Annotated in this window: 14 protein-coding genes; 6 read left to right on the forward strand and 8 right to left on the reverse strand. The window is 58.6% G+C overall.

Annotated features, from left to right (window positions below; genetic code table 11):
• On the forward strand, nt 1-1,101 hold the full coding sequence (locus Q8X48_RS11175; protein ID WP_407800750.1) for a polyamine ABC transporter substrate-binding protein: 1,101 nt from the start codon (nt 1-3) through the stop codon (nt 1,099-1,101).
• 63 nt (nt 1,102-1,164) lie between these two features.
• On the opposite strand, the gene pdxR is transcribed toward Q8X48_RS11175, so the two are convergent.
• Nucleotides 1,165-2,718, reverse strand: coding sequence for a MocR-like pyridoxine biosynthesis transcription factor PdxR (gene pdxR / locus Q8X48_RS11180; protein ID WP_407800749.1), 1,554 nt, complete (start codon nt 2,716-2,718; stop codon nt 1,165-1,167).
• 92 nt (nt 2,719-2,810) lie between these two features.
• Between pdxR and Q8X48_RS11185 the strand changes: the two genes are divergently transcribed.
• From Q8X48_RS11185 to Q8X48_RS11195, 3 genes are read left to right on the forward strand one after another with little or no spacing between them, the layout of a single operon-like run.
• Nucleotides 2,811-3,434: an FMN-binding negative transcriptional regulator gene (locus Q8X48_RS11185; RefSeq protein WP_126048349.1), complete on the forward strand. Its 624-nt coding sequence runs from the start codon at nt 2,811-2,813 to the stop codon at nt 3,432-3,434.
• A gap of 10 nt (nt 3,435-3,444) precedes the next feature.
• Complete coding sequence (locus Q8X48_RS11190) at nt 3,445-3,891, forward strand: GNAT family N-acetyltransferase (protein WP_407800748.1); 447 nt, start codon at nt 3,445-3,447, stop codon at nt 3,889-3,891.
• Between the two features lie 17 nt (nt 3,892-3,908).
• Nucleotides 3,909-4,580: a GNAT family N-acetyltransferase gene (locus Q8X48_RS11195; protein ID WP_407800747.1), complete on the forward strand. Its 672-nt coding sequence runs from the start codon at nt 3,909-3,911 to the stop codon at nt 4,578-4,580.
• A gap of 158 nt (nt 4,581-4,738) precedes the next feature.
• Here the strand turns inward: Q8X48_RS11195 and Q8X48_RS11200 are convergent, their stop codons facing one another.
• The 4 genes from Q8X48_RS11200 to Q8X48_RS11215 form a co-directional block, all read right to left on the reverse strand.
• On the reverse strand, nt 4,739-5,017 hold the full coding sequence (locus Q8X48_RS11200; RefSeq protein WP_095964371.1) for a helix-turn-helix domain-containing protein: 279 nt from the start codon (nt 5,015-5,017) through the stop codon (nt 4,739-4,741).
• The gene (locus Q8X48_RS11205) at nt 5,014-6,366 is read right to left on the reverse strand and encodes a HipA domain-containing protein (RefSeq protein ID WP_095964372.1); all 1,353 of its coding nucleotides are present in this window, start codon (nt 6,364-6,366) and stop codon (nt 5,014-5,016) included. The genes Q8X48_RS11200 and Q8X48_RS11205 overlap by 4 nt, the downstream gene beginning before the upstream one ends.
• Nucleotides 6,367-6,692: 326 nt before the next feature.
• Complete coding sequence (oadA, locus tag Q8X48_RS11210) at nt 6,693-8,501, reverse strand: sodium-extruding oxaloacetate decarboxylase subunit alpha (RefSeq protein ID WP_407800746.1); 1,809 nt, start codon at nt 8,499-8,501, stop codon at nt 6,693-6,695.
• Nucleotides 8,502-8,512: 11 nt separating this feature from the next.
• On the reverse strand, nt 8,513-9,928 hold the full coding sequence (locus Q8X48_RS11215) for an acetyl-CoA carboxylase biotin carboxylase subunit (protein ID WP_007971702.1): 1,416 nt from the start codon (nt 9,926-9,928) through the stop codon (nt 8,513-8,515).
• 192 nt (nt 9,929-10,120) lie between these two features.
• Between Q8X48_RS11215 and Q8X48_RS11220 the strand changes: the two genes are divergently transcribed.
• Nucleotides 10,121-11,083, forward strand: a complete 963-nt coding sequence (locus Q8X48_RS11220) for a LysR family transcriptional regulator (protein ID WP_007971700.1) — start codon at nt 10,121-10,123, stop codon at nt 11,081-11,083.
• Here Q8X48_RS11220 and Q8X48_RS11225 read toward each other — a convergent pair.
• Together Q8X48_RS11225 and hexR are read right to left on the reverse strand one after the other, a co-directional pair.
• Nucleotides 11,025-11,234, reverse strand: a complete 210-nt coding sequence (locus tag Q8X48_RS11225) for a PA3496 family putative envelope integrity protein (RefSeq protein WP_007971698.1) — start codon at nt 11,232-11,234, stop codon at nt 11,025-11,027. The genes Q8X48_RS11220 and Q8X48_RS11225 overlap by 59 nt on opposite strands.
• 201 nt (nt 11,235-11,435) lie before the next feature.
• On the reverse strand, nt 11,436-12,302 hold the full coding sequence (hexR, locus tag Q8X48_RS11230) for a transcriptional regulator HexR (RefSeq protein ID WP_007954250.1): 867 nt from the start codon (nt 12,300-12,302) through the stop codon (nt 11,436-11,438).
• A 350-nt stretch (nt 12,303-12,652) separates the two neighbouring features.
• On the opposite strand from hexR, the gene Q8X48_RS11235 reads away from it, so the two are divergent.
• Nucleotides 12,653-12,967 carry a hypothetical protein gene (locus Q8X48_RS11235; protein WP_407800745.1) on the forward strand — a complete coding sequence of 105 codons (315 nt, stop codon included), beginning with the start codon at nt 12,653-12,655 and terminating at the stop codon, nt 12,965-12,967.
• A gap of 60 nt (nt 12,968-13,027) precedes the next feature.
• On the opposite strand, the gene Q8X48_RS11240 is transcribed toward Q8X48_RS11235, so the two are convergent.
• Nucleotides 13,028-15,898: an EAL domain-containing protein gene (locus Q8X48_RS11240; RefSeq protein ID WP_407800744.1), complete on the reverse strand. Its 2,871-nt coding sequence runs from the start codon at nt 15,896-15,898 to the stop codon at nt 13,028-13,030.
• Nucleotides 15,899-15,956: the final 58 nt, after the last annotated feature.

A 15,956-nucleotide genomic window follows, 5' to 3' on the forward strand; every position in this document is an offset into this window, starting at 1 on the left:
ATGACAAGACTCAAGCGTTTGATCGTTCCAGCCCTGGGCGCCCTGGTGCTCAGTGGCGTTGCCCATGCTGAAGAACGAACGTTGCGCGTCTACAACTGGTTCGACTACATCACCCCCAAGGCTCTGGAAGACTTCAAGGCCCAGAACAGCCAGACCAAGCTGGTCTACGACATTTTCGACACCAACGAAGCACTGGAAGCCAAGTTGCTGACCGGCAACTCCGGCTACGACGTGGTGGTGCCGTCCAACGTGTTCCTCGCCAAGCAGATCGAAGCCGGCGTGTTCCAGCCACTGGACCGCAGCAAGTTGCCGAACTGGAACCACCTCGATCCCAAGCTGATGAAGCTGATCGAAGCCAACGACCCGAGCAACAAATTCGCCGTGCCGTACATGTACGGGACCATCCTGATCGGCTTCAACCCGGACAAGGTCAAGGCCGTGCTCGGCGACAACGCACCAGTGGACAGCTGGGACCTGATCTTCAAGGAAGAGAACATCAGCAAGCTCAAGCAGTGCGGCGTCGCCCTGCTCGACTCGCCCTCGGAGATCTTGCCGCTGGCCCTGCAACACCTCGGCCTCGATCCCAACAGCAAAAAGCCTGCGGACTACGACAAGGCTGAAGCGCTGCTGATGAAGATCCGCCCGTACATCACCTACTTCCACTCATCGAAATACATGGCCGATATCGCCAACGGTGACATCTGCGTCGCGGTCGGTTATTCCGGCAGCTTCTCGCAAGCCGCCAACCGCGCCAAGGAAGCCAAGAACGGTGTGATCGTCGACATGCGCTTGCCGAAGGAAGGCGCGCCGATCTGGTTCGACATGCTCGCAATACCCAAGGGCGCGAAGAATCCGGAAGACGCCTACACCTTCATCAACTACCTGCTGCAACCCCAGGTGATTGCGCCGGTCAGTGACTTCGTCGGCTACCCGAACCCGAACAAGGACGCCACGGAACTGGTCGACCCGGCGATCCGCAACAACCCGAACCTGTACCCGACCGAAGCGGCAATGAGCACGCTCTACACCCTGCAACCGCTGCCGCGCGATGCCGAACGTGCGCGGACCCGGGCCTGGACCAAGATCAAGTCCGGTACCTGACAACCGCGTCATTCCCGTCATCATCAAGACCTGCGTTTACGCAGGTCTTTTTTTACCCGCGTTTCAGCCAGCACGCCACACCGCCCGCAATCGCTCCAGCGCAGACTCGATCGATTTTTCGGGCACGGCGGCGAAGCCCAGCACCAGCCCCGCTCGCTGATCCATCGGTGTCGTGGAATCGGGCAACCAATAGCTGCTCAAGCCGTTGATCTCGACATCGACGCTTTGCGCCAACTCGATCAGTTCACGTTCACGCGCCACGCCATCGACGGGGACGGTCACGTGCAACCCGGCGGCGACGGTGGGTAATGGCCCGACCCCGGGAATCTCCGCCGGCCAGCCATTGAGCAATGTGTTACGGCGACTCAACGCCGCACGGCGCATGCGGCGGATATGCCGCTGGAAATGCCCGGCCGCCATGAACTCGGCCATCACCGCCTGGGTACTGACCTCGGAATGGCGTACGTCCACGGCACGGCGTTGAGCAAAAGCCTGCACCAGCCCTGTCGGTAACACCAGGTAACCCAGGCGCAACGCCGGAAACGCCACTTTGCCGAACGTGCCGACATAGAGCACCCGGCCTTGCCGATCCAGTGCCGCCAGAGGCGCCAGTGGCGCACCGCTGTAGCGGTACTCGCCGTCGTAGTCATCCTCGACGATCCAGCCCTGGGTGCGCTCGGCCCAGGCCAGCAGCTCCAGACGGCGAGCCAGGCTCATCACCACCCCGGTGGGGTACTGATGGGACGGGGTGACGTAGGTCAAACGGCAATCACGCAGCTGTGCCAGTTCAGCGCAGTCGATGCCCTCGCCATCCACCGCCACCCCATGCAACTTCGCACCTGCCACGGCGAACGCATGACCGGCCGCCCGATACCCGGGATTTTCAATCGCCACCCCATCACCGGGCTCCACCAACAGCTGTGCACAAAGGCTGATCCCCTGCTGCGCACCACTGGTGATCACAATTTGTTCAGCCGTGCACTGCATGCCACGAGAACTGCGCAAGTACGCAGCAATCATCCCGCGCAAGCGCGCATCGCCAGCCGGGTCGCCGTAGCACAGCTGCTGCAAATCCGGTTTGCGCCAGAAAGCCGCATTCAGCTTGGCCCAGACCTCGAATGGAAACAGATCGAACGCCGGAACACCGACCCGAAATGCCCGCGGCGGACCGCTCGGCGGACTGGGTAAATGGTTGTTTTTTACCCGTGCCAACGGATTGGTGTGGATAACTTTGCTGGATGGATCCACAGGTAATTCGAGCCAATTTGTGGATAAGGCTGTTGATAACCCTGTTGAAAAGCCTGTGGATATTTTTGTGGATAGTTTTTTTGCCGGCAACGCCGCCTGAGGCAGTTGCGCGACATAAGTGCCGTCCCCGACTCGCCCCTCAATGAAGCCTTCGGCGTACAACTGATCGTAGGCACGCACCACGCTGTTGCGGGAAATAGCCAGCGCTGCGGCCAGGTCACGACTGGCCGGCAGACGCGTTCCACTGGCCAATCGTCCGTCGAGGACGCGCAGGCGCAAGGCCTGATAGAGCTGTCGACTCAACCCCTGGCGACGGTCGAGTTCGATACCGGCCGGGTTGAACGACAGGGAAAGCGGCGCATCCGTCATGACAATGGACCTATGAAATTGGTCATTAATGGCTCTTACAACAGACCAATAGCCTGCCTAGGATGAAGGCATTCGCCAAGGATAATATCTCCATGTATACGCCGCGCGCTTTTGCCATCGACGAGTTGTCCCAACTGCATGAACTGATCCTCGCCACCCGTCTCGCCATATTGGTGACCCACGGCGAAAGCGGCCTGCAAGCCAGTCATGTGCCGGTGCTGCTGCATTGCGAACAAGGCTTGAACGGCACGTTGTACGGGCATCTGGCCAAAGCCAATCCACAGTGGAAAGACCTGCGCGACGGTGCCGAAGCCCTGCTGATTTTTGCCGGTGCCGACGCCTACGTCAGCCCCGGCTTCTACCCGAGCAAGGCCGAACACGGCAAAGTCGTGCCAACCTGGAACTACGTCGCCGTACACGCCTATGGCCGAGCCGAAACCTTTAGCGATGGCGGGCGGCTGCTCGACATCGTCAGCACCCTCACCGACCGTCATGAAGCTGGCCGCGCCCAACCATGGTCAGTGGCCGATGCCCCCGCCGATTACATCGACGGCATGCTCAAGGCCATCGTCGGTTTCGCCATTCCCATCGACCGTCTGGAAGGCAAACGCAAGCTCAGCCAGAACCGCAGCCCCGTCGACATCGCCGGCGTACGCGATGGCCTGGCCGCCAGCCCCGACGTCAACGACCAGACCCTCGCCCAATTGATGCGCTAAGGAAATCACCATGAGTCAAATCGACATTCGCCAAGTCACCTCCGGTGATCACGCGGCATGGCTGCCGCTGTGGCAAGCCTACCTGCGCTTCTATAAAACCGAATTGCCAGAGGCCGTCACTCACAGCACCTGGCAGCGCATGCTCGACCCGAACGAACCGACCCACGCCGCCCTCGCCTGGGCTGACAACAAAGCCGTGGGCATGGTGCACTTCATCTACCATCGTTCGAACTGGGCCATCGAAAACGCCTGCTACCTGCAAGACTTGCTGGTGGTCCCCGAAACCCGAGGCACCGGTGTCGGCCGGCAACTGATCGAGTTCGTCTACGCCACGGCCAAGGCCGACGGCTGCAACAAGGTGCACTGGCTGACCCACGAAACCAACGCCACCGCGATCCAGCTCTACGAGCGCCTTGCAGAACGCCCCGGTTTCATCCAGTTTCGCAAAGCCATTTAAGGTTCAAGGAGAACAACATGTCGACTTCACTCGCCAACTGGAAAGGCGTCCCAGCCCCCACGACGCAACTGATCGAAGGACGCTTCATCCGCCTGGAAAAACTCGACCCGGCGCGCCACGGCGACGACCTGTTCAAAGCGCTGCAAGGCCCGGGCGCCGACCCGAAGCTTTGGGACTATCTGCCATACGGTCCCTTCCCGGAGCGCAGTGCCTTCAATGACTGGCTGAACAACCACGCAGCCAATAGCGACCCGTACTTCTTCAGCGTGATCGATCGCGCCAGCGGCGAGGTCCAGGGCATCCTCAGCCTGATGTCCATCGTCCCGGCCCAGGGCCGCATCGAAATCGGTCACGTCACCTTCGGCGCGCCGATGCAGCGCTCGCCGAAAAGCACCGAGGCGGTTTACCTGCTGGCCAAGGAATCCTTCGCCCTCGGCTACCGTCGCCTGGAATGGAAATGCAACAACGCCAACGCCCGCTCCAAATATGCGGCCGAGCGTTTGGGTTTCAGTTTTGAGGGTGTGTTTCGCCAGCACATGGTGGTCAAGGGGCAGAACCGCGATACGGCGTGGTACTCGATCCTGGATTCGGAATGGCCGGCGATTGGGGCCGGGTTCGAGAAGTGGTTGAGTGATGAGAACCAGACGGGGTCGAGGCAGTTGAAAAGCCTCGTTGAGTGCCGCGGCTAAAAGCATCAAAAGCAAAAGATCGCCCGAGCGCGGACCGAGCCTTCGGCAGCTCCTACAGGGTCGGTGTATATCCTGTAGGAGCTGCCGAAGGCTGCGATCCTTTGATCTTCAATATGCCGCGTTATAAAGCCGAATCAGGACGTACGATCGGAGCAGTTTCAGCTGATATCCCGTCGAATCCGCACCACACCCATTTTCAGTCCAAACGGACGGAACACTGCGTTCAAAGACTTCAGTGTCTGATTCCCTTCTCCATGTTCAATGTGCACCAGCGTGCGCACCGAGATTCTGCACATTTTGGCGAATTGGGTCTGGTGCAGGCCGGTGACTTCGACTCGCAACCGTCGAACCGCTTCGCCAATTTCAAGAGTGCCCTGAGCTAAAGCCTCTTGAATGCTTTCTATGAGCACTGTGCGCTCAGCAACGGTCATGCTCATTTCAAGCCCCACTCTTTCAAACGTTGCTCCAGATTTTTTAATGCAATTTGTGGGTGATTCATTGTCTGTCCAGGCAGACCGCTGGCCGAGAGAATATCGGGGAGCGCCATCAGACGATTTGCATCTTCACGCAGGCGCTCAAATAGATCCTGCACGTCACTCAAAGCGGCCAATGGATCATCCGGGTCAGCGATGTCGGCCAATGTACGGCACACCCCGCGCCAATCAACGTCACCCGCTCTCTCCAGATCTTTTGGCCACTTGGTGGTCCGTGTCACACCTTCGTCGTCCATCACCATGGGCGCTAAATCATAAATGGGTGCAAGGCGAAACGAGGCGTCATCTCGGATGATTGCGGTATTGCGTCCGTGGTTATCCGAGTTGCCGAGGATTTTGTTGATCAGATCCCGACGAAGATAATCGGCAACGAGATCCGGGATTTGATCCGCCTGCCCCGCCTCACGCCATAGTCCTGCCAACAAGCGGATAACGTCCATGTGGTCCAAAGCACTACCCGGCGTCGTAATGTTTGCCAGCGAGTAAATTGACTCCACGGCAAAGCGCTCGACGCCTTGGTCGGTCACTTGGCGGTCAAAACGCTGCATCCACAAGCTGGGTTTGGTTGCTTCTTCCAGTGCAAGCCCCTCGACGGCCACAGTTTCAATCCCCAGACTCTGGAGCGCCCTGTAGTAGTGATACTCGCTTCTGAGGATTACCTGATCAGTTTCCAGCCCCTTGTTGCGGGCGAACTTCACAAACCAATGTTGAGTGACGTCGGCATCCCCAAGTACTGCATCCGGGTACAGTAGCCCCGCCTTGTTCTGAGCCAACAAAAGCTTCGGAGCCTCGCCACCTGCACCTGTTGCGCCACCAATGGCAGCCCCCTGCTCATAGGCATACTCAAGAAATCGATTATTGCGACTTATGACGTCCTGGCGCTCAAAACCAATCGGCTCACGCTGATCCACTGCTTCGGCAGACGCCTTGACCCGCATATTTCCAATCGGCGCCGGTGTGCTTCTGGCCAGCAGGTAAAGGTCTGCACTTACGTCCGCGGGCTTGTCTTTGCCTATATGCGCCAAAAGGAACCTTTTGGCTGCACCTGCGGGTGCAACATCATGTAAAAATGCTGGCGCATTGGATCGTCTGCCATCCCAATCCAAAGGGAATCTCGCGCTCACTGCCTTGGCGAACGGAGTTCCAATATCTTCGTAATTTTCAAAAAGATACGTTTGCTGGTAGCCAAAATTGCAGCGACTTTCGAAGCCTTTTTCAGGGCTGTCGAAGCTCAAAATCATGGCGTCGTGCCAGTTTCCTGCCCAATAGATCTGTAGAGTCAGATCGTACATGTCGTCACCACCTGCATTTAAATGCATATTCTCATGGCTGATTATCGCGATGAATGCAATATAGTGCACACGAAGAGCGCAGGCACAGTGGCTATGTGTATTAAAATGCAGATCAAACCACTTGCGTGGTAAAAAAACGCAAAATAATGCAGATCACGCCGAACCAATAGTTCGAAAGCCACAAAACCAGAAATTGCCTTACGGACGATGCCGGAAAAGTCGGTCGCGACAACAGGGGATGAGCGTCTGATCGCCAAATCCAGAGCATAAAAAAAGGGGAGCACATGCCCCCCCGAGGTTTAAAGCGTTGTATCGAGGCTGTTAACTCAGCCTTCGATCTCGATCAGGATCTCGCCCGGGTTCACCCGGTCGCCCTTGGCCACGTGAATGGCGGTGACTTTACCGGCGATGGCCGCCTGGACTTCGGTTTCCATCTTCATCGCTTCGGTGATCAGCACGGCTTGGCCCGCCTTGACGGTGTCACCTTCCTTGACCAGCACATCGACGATGTTGCCCGGCATGGTGGTGCTGACATGGCCTGGTGCGGTGGCTTGCTTGCGCTTGCTGCTACCGCCGCCGACGAATTCGTTGAGCGGCTCGAACACCACTTCTTCCGGCATGCCGTCGATGGACAGGTAGAAGTGACGCTTGCCTTCAGCCTTGACGCCGACACCGGTGATGTCGACGCGGTAGGTTTCGCCGTGAACGTCGATGACGAACTCGGTCGGTACGCCTTCACCGCCCGCCGAAGCCACCTTGCCGGCTTCCGGAATCGGCAACAGCACTTCAGGTGTCAGGGTTCCGGCCGCGCGCTCTTCGAGGAACTTGCGACCGATGTCCGGAAACATCGCGAAGGTCAGCACGTCTTCTTCAGACTTGGCCAGAGCACCGATATCGGCACGCAGCTTGGCCATTTCCGGCTTGAGCAGATCGGCTGGGCGCACGTCGATCACTTCTTCGCTGCCGATGGCCTGGCGACGCAGTTGTTCGTTGACGATGCCCGGCGCCTTGCCGTAGCCGCCTTGCAGGTACAGCTTCACTTCGTTGGTGATGGTCTTGTAGCGCTCGCCGGCCAGCACGTTGAAGAACGCCTGGGTGCCGACGATCTGCGAGGTCGGGGTCACCAGCGGCGGGAAGCCGAGGTCTTCGCGAACTCGCGGGATTTCGGCCAGCACTTCGCTCATGCGATTCAGCGCGCCCTGCTCTTTCAACTGGTTGGCCAAGTTGGAAATCATCCCGCCCGGCACCTGGTTGACTTGCACACGGGTGTCGACGGCGGTGAATTCGCTTTCGAACTGGTGGTACTTCTTGCGCACGGCGTAGAAGTACAGGCCGATCTCTTGCAGCAATTCCAGGTTCAGGCCGGTGTCGAACTCGCTGCCCTTGAGGGCCGCGACCATCGACTCGGTGCCCGGGTGGCTGGTGCCCCAGGCGAAGCTGGAGATCGCGGTGTCGATATGGTCAGCACCGTTCTCGATTGCCTTCATCTGGCACATCGCGGCCAGGCCAGCGGTGTCGTGCGAGTGGATGAACACGGGCAGCGATTGCTCGGCTTTCAGAGCCTTGACCAGTTCGCCAGTGGCGTATGGGGTCAGCAAACCGGCCATGTCCTTGATCGCCACCGAGTCGCAACCCATGGCTTCCATTTGCTTGGCCTGGTTCACGAAGGCTTCGATGGTGTGCACCGGGCTGGTCGTGTAGGCGATGGTGCCCTGGGCGTGTTTGCCGGCGGCTTTCACCGCTTCGATGGCCACGCGCAGGTTACGCACGTCGTTCATGGCGTCGAAGATACGGAACACGTCGATGCCGTTGACCGCGGCCTTGGCGACGAAGGCTTTGACCACGTCGTCGCTGTAGTGGCGGTAGCCCAGCAGGTTCTGGCCGCGCAACAGCATTTGCAGGCGGGTGTTAGGCAGCGCGGCGCGCAGTTGGCGCAGACGCTCCCACGGGTCTTCCTTCAGGAAACGTACACAGGCGTCGAACGTTGCGCCGCCCCAGCACTCCAGCGACCAGTAGCCGACTTTGTCGAGCTTGTCGCAGATGGGCAGCATGTCTTCGGTGCGCATGCGGGTGGCGAGCAGCGATTGGTGGGCGTCGCGCAGGATCGTGTCGGTAACGTGGATTTGCTTTGTCATTGTTCTATTCCTCACAGGCCTGCGTGGGCGGCGATGGCGGCGGCGATGGCCAGGGCCAGCTCTTCGGGTTTGCGCTTGATCGAGTAGTTGGTCAGTTCAGGGTGGCTTTCAACGAAGCTGGTGTTGAACTGGCCGCTACGGAATTCCGGGTTACGCAGGATTTCCTGGTAGTACGCGGCAGTGGTCTTGACCCCTTGCAGACGCATGTCATCGAGGGCGCGCAGACCACGGTCCATCGCCTCTTCCCAGGTCAGCGCCCACACCACCAGTTTCAGGCACATGGAGTCGTAGAACGGTGGAATGGTGTAGCCGGTGTAGATCGCCGTGTCCGTCCGCACACCGGGACCGCCGGGCGCGTAGTAACGGGTGATCTTGCCGAAGCTCGGCAGGAAGTTGTTCTTCGGGTCTTCGGCGTTGATCCGGAATTGCAGGGCGAAACCACGGTGCTGGATGTCTTCCTGTTTCACCGAAAGCGGCAAGCCGGAGGCAATGCGAATCTGCTCGCGGACAATGTCGATGCCAGTGATTTCTTCGGTGATGGTGTGTTCCACCTGCACCCGGGTGTTCATCTCCATGAAGTACACCTCGCCCTCGGCGAGCAGGAACTCCACGGTGCCGGCGTTCTCGTAGCCCACGGCCTTGGCTGCACGCACCGACAGGTCGCCGATGTAGGCGCGCTGTTCCGGGGTCAGTTGCGGGCTCGGGGCGATCTCGATCAGCTTCTGGTTGCGGCGCTGGATCGAGCAGTCACGCTCGAACAGGTGCACCACGTTGCCGAAGCTGTCGCCAAGGATCTGCGCTTCAATATGCTTGGGATTGACGATGCATTTTTCCAGGAACACTTCCGCCGAACCGAATGCCTTGGTGGCTTCGGAAATGACCCGAGGGAAAGCCTGTTCGAGTTCTTCACGGCTGTTGCAGCGACGAATACCCCGACCACCACCACCGGATGTGGCCTTGAGCATCACCGGATAGCCAATGCGATCGCCTTCGGTGAGGGCTTCTTCGATGCCCGACACGTTGCCTTCGGTGCCCGGAGTGACCGGCACGCCGGCCTTGATCATGCTGCGGCGCGCTTCGGTCTTGTCGCCCATGCGGCGAATGACTTCAGCCGATGGACCAATGAATTTGATCCCGCGCTCAGCGCAGATTTCCGCCAGTTCGGCATTTTCCGACAGGAAACCGTAACCGGGGTGCAGTGCATCGCAACCGGTTTCCACAGCCAGGTTCACCAGCTTGCGCGGGTTCAGATAACCGGCCAGCGGTTCGGCACCGATGCTGTGGGCCTCGTCCGCACGCTTCACATGCAAGGCATGGCGGTCAGCGTCGGAATAGATCGCGACCGAGCGAATGCCCATTTCGGCACAGGCACGTACGATTCGTACGGCAATCTCACCACGGTTGGCGATCAGGATCTTTGTTATCACTTGGAGTTTCCCTTGAGCCGGTGGTACCTACAACCTGCTAGACACCAGGTCGACGAGTGACCAAATGTTTCAAATTGGTCGCAGGTCCACACTAGCGCCCACAAGGGATTAACAAAAATGAATAATAATTGGGTCGCGCATAAGTAAAGACTTATAGTTGATTCACCAGCCAGCGACCAGAGTGACCGGATAATGCGTAAGTCATTGATGCGTATGACTTTGCGGCAATTGCAGATCTTCAATGAGGTCTGTGATTTGCGCTCTTACAGCCGCGCGGCCGACGAAATGTCGCTCACACAACCTGCTGTCAGCCTGCAGATTCGTCAGCTCGAAGAGCTGATTGGCCAGCCGTTGTTCGATTACGTCGGCAAAAAGCTCTACATGACCGAAGCCGCTGAAGCGTTACAGCGAGCCAGCCGGGATATTTTCGGACGCCTGGAAAACCTCGACATGCAGCTGTCGGACATGCAGGGCTCGTTGCAGGGGCAATTGAAACTGGCGGTTGAATCCAGCGCCAAATATTTCGTGCCGCATCTGTTTGCCGCATTCAAACGCCAGCACCCGGAGGTGAACCTGCAACTGACGGTAGTCAATCGCGGCCAGGTGATTCGGCGTCTGTCGGACAACCGCGACGACCTGGTGATCATGTCCATGGTGCCTCAGGACATGGGCCTGGAGTTCCTGCCGTTCCTGAACAACCCGATCGTCGCCGTGGCGCCACCGGATCACCCGCTGTGTCACATGGGGCCGCTGCGCTTGCAGGATCTCGAGCCCTACACACTGTTGCTGCGTGAGCCAGGTTCCGGGACGCGGCTGGCGTGCGAAGAATACTTCAAAGAGAAGCGTGTGCACTTCAACCAGACTCAGGAAGTCTCGTCTGCCGAAGCTCAGCGAGAATGTGTACTGGCAGGCCTGGGCGTTGCGCTGTTGACGCGCCACGCCCTGAACCTTGAGCTGGCAACCGGTGGGTTGATCGAGCTACCCATCGAAGAGCTGCCACTGTTTCGCAGCTGGTGCCTGGTGCAGGCCAAGGCGAAACGCCTGTCACCGGTGGCTCACGCCTTCCTGGCGTTTATCCGCAGCGAACGGATCCAGATCAGCGCGCTGGTTGAGCGTTTCGACGGGAAGTCGAGGGAGATGCCTGCCAGAAGTTGAGTTCCAACTCCGGAAAGTCGCCAATTTCGGCCAGAAGCTGACGGCGTTCGCAGCGATCTTCGATGGCGCGACGGAATTCCATACGGCGCTGGTCTTCTTGTTGACGACGGGTTTTGACAGCGCTGTTGCGTTCTTCGTAGGGCATGGCCATTTCGAGTCTCCCAAGGCGAGTACGGGAGTTTCAAGATAGGCGCGAGGGATGACGGTTTGGCGGCTCGGGTGTTACAGACTGATGAAAATTGCGGAGTATCCGAGGACGCCATCGCGAGCAAGCTCGCTCCCACAGGAGATCGCGGTCAAAGGTGGGAGCGAGCCTGCTCGCGATTAAGGTCGGAACGACCTTACGACGACGTCAGTCGTCCAGCGCTTTCACCGACTTGGGTGACAACCGCAAACTGCGCAAACTGCGTTTAACGCTCTTGAGGTGATTGACCAGGCTCGGGCCGCGGGCCATGGCCACGCCCATCGCCAGCACATCGATCACCACCAGGTGGGCGATACGCGAGGTCAGCGGCGTATAGATTTCAGTGTCCTCGTGCACATCGATTGCCAGGTTGACCGTCGACAACTCGGCCAATGGCGTCTGGCTTGGGCACAACGTGATCAACGAAGCGCCGCTTTCGCGCACCAGGTTGGCGGTGATCAGCAGGTCCTTGGAACGACCCGACTGGGAAATGCAGATGGCCACGTCAGTCGGCTTCAATGTCACGGCCGACATCGCCTGCATGTGCGGGTCGGAGTACGCCGCTGCAGTAAGCAGCAACCGGAAGAATTTGTGCTGTGCATCCGCCGCGACCGCACCCGAGGCGCCAAAACCATAGAACTCGACGCGCTGGGCCTGGGACATCAGCGTCACGGCCCTCTGCAACTCCAGCGGATCGAGTTTCTCGCGAACCTCCATCAGGGTGTGCAGGGTGGTGTCGAAGATTTTCAGGCTGTAGTCGGCGACCGAGTCGTCTTCGTGGATCGCAAACTGGCCAAAACTCGCACCGGCCGCCAGGCTCTGGGCCAGCTTCAGCTTCAGGTCCTGAAAGCCGGAACAGCCGATGGCACGGCAAAAACGCACGATGGTCGGCTCACTGATGCCCACGCTGTGGGCCAGGTCGGCCATGGAGCTGTGCATCACGGCCGCAGGATCAAGCAGCACGTGGTCGGCGACCTTGAGCTCCGACTTGCGTAACAGGTGACGAGACTGGGCGATGTGTTGCAGCAGATTCAAAGGGCTGGACTCTTTGTTATTGGCAGGTGCCGGGGATGTAGCACGCTTGTAGTTATACTACATGAATCGGCTTTTTGCCTGCTCAATGCGTAACCACATCCCTCGGCATTCAGGCACGCGTGCCCCATGTAGCGCTCATTGCGCGCTTTCCCGTTGCTTATCAATGCCCGCCACCTGGCGCTACGGCTGAAATGTGCCTTTCTTACAAACGTCAGTACTGGTTACTCACCAACAACGTATAGCCCACATCAACTTACAAACAAGTTAAGTATCGCCATCCACCAACCAAACAGAGAGGGATATATTAAACAGGCAGGACGCAATTATCTTAATTACAGGAGTTACACACAATGACCATTACAACTAAAAATTGGGTCGCCCAAATTGACCGCATGCCCGGCGCGGCTTCCTTCCGTGCCTTTGGCACGGTAACCGTTCCAAACTCTGGCATTACGCCGAGGCTGGTATTGAGCGAAATCCAGGACAAGTCTTTTGATTTGCGACTCGACCTGGAACTTGAAACAACCCACGAAATTGCATTGCAAGTCCTGACAGACAAGTTTGTCGAATATAAAAAAATGGGGCCTTCCAGTGTCACCGGCGTCAGTATTTTTTTCGCAGGAAAGTTACTTCACCATATTGATAAAGTACTGATCACCGATTAAAGAATTACCCGCTGCAAACTTCCCGTCAGACCGCCATGGCCTGACGGGAAGCCATTTCGGTCAATCCACACCATTCTCTCGCAGCAAAACGGCCAGGACCTGCGCCTCGACCGGCCGACTGATCAGATAACCTTGCACCTCATCGCAGCGCTCAGCCTTGAGAAACTCAAGCTGCTCCTGGTGCTCCACCCCTTCCGCGACAACCTTCAACGACAAGCCATGAGCCATGGCAATGATCGCCCGTGTGATCGCGGCATCTTCGGTGCCCTCGCCCAGTCCGCGGATAAACGCCTGGTCGATCTTCACGTAGTCCACCGGAATGCGTTTGAGATAACTCAAAGACGAATACCCGGTGCCAAAATCATCGATCGCCAGCTTCACGCCCAGATCACGCAACTGCTGGAAGGTTGCGATGATGTGCTCGACGCTGTCCAGCAACTGGCTTTCGGTAAGCTCCAGCTCCAGGTAGTGCGGTGCCAACCCGGTCTCTTCCAGCACCTGTCGCACCAGACTGACCAGCTTGCCCTGGCGCAATTGATGCACCGACAGATTGACCGACACCCGAATCGCATCGAGCCCCTGCCGCTGCCACTCACAGGCTTGCCAGCAGGCCTGACGCAGCACGAACTCACCGATCGGGCCGATCAATCCGGTTTCTTCAGCCAGGCCGATGAAATCCCCCGGCGGCACACGGCCCATGGTCGGATGATCCCAACGCACCAAGGCTTCGGCGGCATTCAACCGGCCAGTGGCCAGGCACAGTTTCGGTTGGTAAAACACCTTCAGCTGTTTGTCTTCGATGGCTTTGCGCAGGTGGTTTTCCAGTTGTAAACGCTCCAGCGTGCTGGCTTGCAAGCTGTCGGTGTAAAACTGGAAATTGTCGCCACCCAGGTGTTTGGCATGCTGCATCGCCATGTTCGACTGACTGACCAGTGCCGATATTTCCCGGGCGCTATCCGGCAACAGACTGATGCCCATTGACGCACTGACCACCAGCTCATGCCCGTCAATGGTCACCGGCAAACGCAACTTGCTCGCCAGACGAGTCGCCACCCGGGCCAGGCTCGAAAGGTTGCCGTAGGCGTTGAACAGCACGGCAAACTCATCGCCCGAGAGGCGCGCGATGGTGTCTGCTTCAGGCAATGCATTCACCAGTCGCCGGGCCATTTTCTGCAACAACTGGTCGGCGACTTCATGCCCCAGGCTGTCGTTGAGTTGCTTGAACCGGTCGAGATTGATGTGCAGCAAGGCCAGGCTGCGATAACCGCCCTGTCGTACTCGTTGATGAGCCTCGCTGAGGCGCTCGCGGAACATCGCGCGGTTGGCCAGACCGGTGAGTTCGTCGTAATGGGTCAGATAGCGCATTCGCTCTTCGGATTCCCGGCGGGCAGAAAGATCCGCGAAGAAGCCCACGATATGGCTGACATTTCCCCGGCTATCGCGCACGGCATTCAATTGCAGCCATTGCGGATACATCTCGCCGTTCTTGCGGGTTTCCACCAATTCGCCCTGCCAACTGCCTTGCTGCTCCAGCGCCTGATGGATCGTGGCGTAATGCCGACGCGCATCGCGACTGCATGGCAACTCAACGACATTGCGTCCGATCATGTCTTCGATGGCATAGCCGGTCACCCGACTGAAGGCTTGATTGATTGCGATCAGGGCATAGTTCGGGTCGAAAATCACAATCCCTTCGCTGGCCGCCTCGAATACGGTCGCCGCCAGTTGCCGCTGCTCTTCCAGGTTTTTGCTGACGCTGATGTCGCGCCGAGTGCCGACCATGCGCAAAACCCGTCCGTTCTCGGCACGCTCGACCGCCCGCCCACGGTCCTCGATCCAGACCCAGTGGCCATCGCCATGGCGCACGCGATACTCGATTTGATAGTCCTCGGTGCGACCCTTCAGATGCTCGACCAGCGCCCTTTTCAGCGCTGGAAGGTCCTCGGGGTGAAGACGCGGCTTGAGATGACGCAGGATTGCCGTGACCTGGTCCGGCTCCAGGCCGAACAATTCCTGAATCTGCGTGTGATGGACTTCGTCGGTTTGCAGATTCCAGTCCCACAACCCCAACTCGCTGGCCTTCAATGCCAGCGCCAGGCGGGCTTCACTCTTGCTCAGCGCCTGATTGGCGGCGTCCAGCTCCAGGCTGCGCTGAGCGACGCGGTTTTCCAGGTCGACCTGGATCTCTCGCAATTCGTTCTCGGCGCGTCGACGCTGTTCGATCTCCTTGGCCAGCTTTTGATTGAGCTGGTCACTGCAGCTTTGCGCCTGCTGCAGATGCTCGATCAGTGCCTGGTTCTGAAAGCGTCGCATCAAGCCCCGATCGATCAATCGATTGACCTGCCAGGCAACCACACTCAATGCACCGAGCAGAATCAGCCCGAACCAGCCCCAGCCCTGCTGCTGTTCGTCACCGCCCCAAAACATATAGGCAATGGCCGGTAGCAGGCAGGGCAAAGTGAAAGACAGAAAGGCCGGCAAACTGACGGCATAAGCCACGCTGGCCGAAAGCGCTGCGGCACCGATGAGGCCGAAGACCCAGGCTTGCTGAATGAAGTTATCGGCGGGAACCAGGGCAATGCCGGCACCGGCCAGGGTCAGACCGGTGAGGCCGGAACCCAGCAAAAACATCCGCCGCCAAATGGGCTGGGCTTGACGATTGGGGATGGCCGAATCGAAGGCTGCGACCTGAATCACCCGCAATGCCACCAAGGACAACAACCACACCAGCCAGACACTGACCAGGAAATAGCGCTGCGGACTCCAGAGCAAACCGGCACAGACCAGGCCATTGATCAGCATGAACAACGTGGGCAGCAGCGAGCCCTGATACAACAGGCGCGTGCGTTCGACCGCCATTTCCATGGCGTATTGCTTTCTGATAACCCGGGGCTCCACAGTGGGGCCCGACAGGTCGAAGCTGAGGGTCATAGGCGATGTTCTTGTTCTTATAATGATGAGCATGGGCCCGAAACTGCTCGGAGCATAC

This window comes from Pseudomonas sp. QLc11A (assembly GCF_052112305.1).
Classification (GTDB): domain Bacteria; phylum Pseudomonadota; class Gammaproteobacteria; order Pseudomonadales; family Pseudomonadaceae; genus Aquipseudomonas; species Aquipseudomonas laurylsulfatiphila.

Excerpts from the sequence above, each read along its gene's own strand:
- Q8X48_RS11240 (WP_407800744.1), bottom strand. The coding sequence starts at position 15,898 with ATGACCCTCAGCTTCGACCTGTCGGGCCCCACTGTGGAGCCCCGGGTT.
- oadA (WP_407800746.1), bottom strand. The coding sequence starts at position 8,501 with ATGACAAAGCAAATCCACGTTACCGACACGATCCTGCGCGACGCCCAC.
- Q8X48_RS11185 (WP_126048349.1), top strand. The coding sequence starts at position 2,811 with ATGTATACGCCGCGCGCTTTTGCCATCGACGAGTTGTCCCAACTGCAT.
- Q8X48_RS11175 (WP_407800750.1), top strand. The coding sequence starts at position 1 with ATGACAAGACTCAAGCGTTTGATCGTTCCAGCCCTGGGCGCCCTGGTG.
- Q8X48_RS11205 (WP_095964372.1), bottom strand. The coding sequence starts at position 6,366 with ATGTACGATCTGACTCTACAGATCTATTGGGCAGGAAACTGGCACGAC.
- pdxR (WP_407800749.1), bottom strand. The coding sequence starts at position 2,718 with ATGACGGATGCGCCGCTTTCCCTGTCGTTCAACCCGGCCGGTATCGAA.
- Q8X48_RS11200 (WP_095964371.1), bottom strand. The coding sequence starts at position 5,017 with ATGAGCATGACCGTTGCTGAGCGCACAGTGCTCATAGAAAGCATTCAA.
- Q8X48_RS11220 (WP_007971700.1), top strand. The coding sequence starts at position 10,121 with ATGCGTAAGTCATTGATGCGTATGACTTTGCGGCAATTGCAGATCTTC.
- Q8X48_RS11225 (WP_007971698.1), bottom strand. The coding sequence starts at position 11,234 with ATGGCCATGCCCTACGAAGAACGCAACAGCGCTGTCAAAACCCGTCGT.
- Q8X48_RS11190 (WP_407800748.1), top strand. The coding sequence starts at position 3,445 with ATGAGTCAAATCGACATTCGCCAAGTCACCTCCGGTGATCACGCGGCA.
- Q8X48_RS11195 (WP_407800747.1), top strand. The coding sequence starts at position 3,909 with ATGTCGACTTCACTCGCCAACTGGAAAGGCGTCCCAGCCCCCACGACG.
- Q8X48_RS11235 (WP_407800745.1), top strand. The coding sequence starts at position 12,653 with ATGACCATTACAACTAAAAATTGGGTCGCCCAAATTGACCGCATGCCC.